Origin of the sequence: Carnobacterium sp. (assembly GCF_045617425.1) — a bacterium.
Lineage (GTDB): Bacteria > Bacillota > Bacilli > Lactobacillales > Carnobacteriaceae > Carnobacterium_B.
In genome coordinates this window covers 1-2,061 of record NZ_JAZLIO010000016.1, presented here as the reverse complement: position 1 = coordinate 2,061, position 2,061 = coordinate 1, and the positions used below count along the sequence as shown (strand labels likewise).

4 protein-coding genes are annotated in these 2,061 nt (G+C 31.7%); all 4 read right to left on the bottom strand.

What is annotated here, in order from left to right:
* Positions 1-204 precede the first annotated feature (204 nt).
* Positions 205-447 (bottom strand): DUF2442 domain-containing protein, encoded by a 243-nt coding sequence (locus ACKI3H_RS09275; RefSeq protein ID WP_407371969.1) that lies wholly within the window; start codon positions 445-447, stop codon positions 205-207.
* A gap of 9 nt (positions 448-456) precedes the next feature.
* Positions 457-723 carry a DUF4160 domain-containing protein gene (locus ACKI3H_RS09270; RefSeq protein ID WP_407371968.1) on the bottom strand — a complete coding sequence of 89 codons (267 nt, stop codon included), beginning with the start codon at positions 721-723 and terminating at the stop codon, positions 457-459.
* Between the two features lie 126 nt (positions 724-849).
* Entirely contained in the window at positions 850-1,194 is a 345-nt protein-coding gene (locus ACKI3H_RS09265; RefSeq protein ID WP_407371967.1) for a hypothetical protein, read from the bottom strand.
* 2 nt (positions 1,195-1,196) lie between these two features.
* Positions 1,197-1,889, bottom strand: coding sequence for a hypothetical protein (locus ACKI3H_RS09260; RefSeq protein ID WP_407371966.1), 693 nt, complete (start codon positions 1,887-1,889; stop codon positions 1,197-1,199).
* Between the last annotated feature and the right edge of the window lie 172 nt (positions 1,890-2,061).

The window sequence follows — 2,061 nt, the reverse complement described above, 5'->3', positions numbered from 1 at the left end:
TAAAAAACGCCAGCACCAGATGGACGATGTCCATAAAAAACTGGGGACTGGCGGTAAACCAATTTGCGATTCTTTTTGACGGGCGTGTTCCCGCTTTCAATTAAACCTTGCCATTTACACAGATTTTATGACAGGGTCTCTTAAACTAGCATTTTTTGTGTCTACTTTATTGACTTAGGTCCAAACCTTCCTGAATGATATGTGTTAACTTAAAGCTTTACTATTGTAATACAAATCATCGGGACAAATATCTTGTCCTTCTGGCCATTCAATATTATACCCATTTGTTTTTACAGATTTGAAATAGGAAGCATTCTGTAGCATACCAAACCAATTACCTTTTATGTAAGGTTTCACATCAAATTCTTTTTCTTCTCCGTTATCAAACTCAAGTAATAAAAGATAGTTATTCTCGACTTTGACATTTACTACTGTTGGTCGTAACATTATTTGCTCCTATCTAAGTGGTTCGATCTTAAAATATTGTTCACCTTCATCTAATAATTTCCAATTTGCCTGAAGATCTTCCTTGTGAATTTCTATCCATGCTTCAACAAGTTTTTTCTTACTTTGAGAAATCTCTCCTTCTATCTGTTCACCATCTAAAGAAAACACTGATTCTTTATCTCCGCATATTACATGTATATGAGGAACATGATGTTTCCCACCGTGTTCACTTTGCATTCGTATAATTATTCCATAAAACATTGAAAGTACTGGCATAAACAACCTCCAATTTGTTCTTCACTATAAATATACTATAACTTCCTATTTATTAAAATGCAAAGATTTCACACCTACTTATCAAAGTTTCTTCATATAAGTTCTCTCTTTACAAATCACAATTTGTCATAATTTTGTTAGTAACACAATTTGAGACATAATAGTTAACATCAAAATAAAAATAAAAATAAAAGTAAGAACTATCGAAACAATTAAGTATTCCTTTTTTTTCTTTATTAAATCTTTTTGTTTTTTATTTTTACAAAATAATATATAACCCTTCCAATATTTAATAAGAAATATTAGAAAAAATAATGTAATAGTCAATAAAAACCAGTCAACTTTGGTTTGATCAGAAAAATTTGCTAAGGCTAACATGGGCTTCCACAAAATTTTTTTCCATAATGGTCTTGTTATTAAACCTACTGCTATTATCAATGAAATAATTTCTGTACGATTAAACTTTCTCATTATTATTGCTCCTGATTGTTACTTTTGGTAAAAATTATTGACCCATAATTTGAAACCCCTGGTATTACAACAAAATCTAATCCAAACCAAAAACGAGCTATTGAATATTTCATATACTGCCCGTTTGATGCATAATACGGTCTACACGCACTATTAATACTAAAGCTAAACAGAGGTGATTTTGCAAGATTTCCATTAAATAATCCTATAGATTTTACTGATCCCAAAGAAATAGCATCGAAAACAAGTCCACCAAAGCCAAACCAAAATTCAATTTTATTATCTTTTGTAGGATTTTCATAATAATCAATAGCCCTACAACCAACATTCACAGCATCATTTGCAAGTGCAGCACCTATAAGCCATGGTGTAATTGCCGGGCAGATAAATATTGAAATACCGATTCCAATTCCTAACGCAACACCATTAAAACTACAAAGATTTTCAGTTTGTTCTCTTGTCCATGTAAAAGGTTCCCTCAATGAATCAAAGAAAGCTTGGATATTTGCTTCACCATATATTTTTTGTTCTATCTCTCCTTTATCATCGAACAAAACAACATTTCGTACCAAATACCTATTAAATTCAAACAACATTTCTGCTTTACACAGACTGTTGTCGTTATTTTTGAAGCAGTAAATATTATGGTCATCTTTATTATAATAGGCGTAATCACTTCTTCCATCCGGATCCACGTACTTAACCGGGTTATTCCCTGCGTAATGATACAAATGAAAATTGATGTGGTTATCAACTTAAAAATGCACCATTTTGCAGTAAAATCCAGCTTTGCCTTCCCTGAGACTGTATCTGAAACCAAGCATTTTCCAACGAAAAACACCTGATTTACTACTATTTTATACCCTA

Bases quoted from the DNA above. Each gene is read 5' to 3' on its own strand.
- ACKI3H_RS09270 (WP_407371968.1), bottom strand. From the start codon at position 723: ATGCCAGTACTTTCAATGTTTTATGGAATAATTATACGAATGCAAAGT.
- ACKI3H_RS09265 (WP_407371967.1), bottom strand. From the start codon at position 1,194: ATGAGAAAGTTTAATCGTACAGAAATTATTTCATTGATAATAGCAGTA.
- ACKI3H_RS09275 (WP_407371969.1), bottom strand. From the start codon at position 447: ATGTTACGACCAACAGTAGTAAATGTCAAAGTCGAGAATAACTATCTT.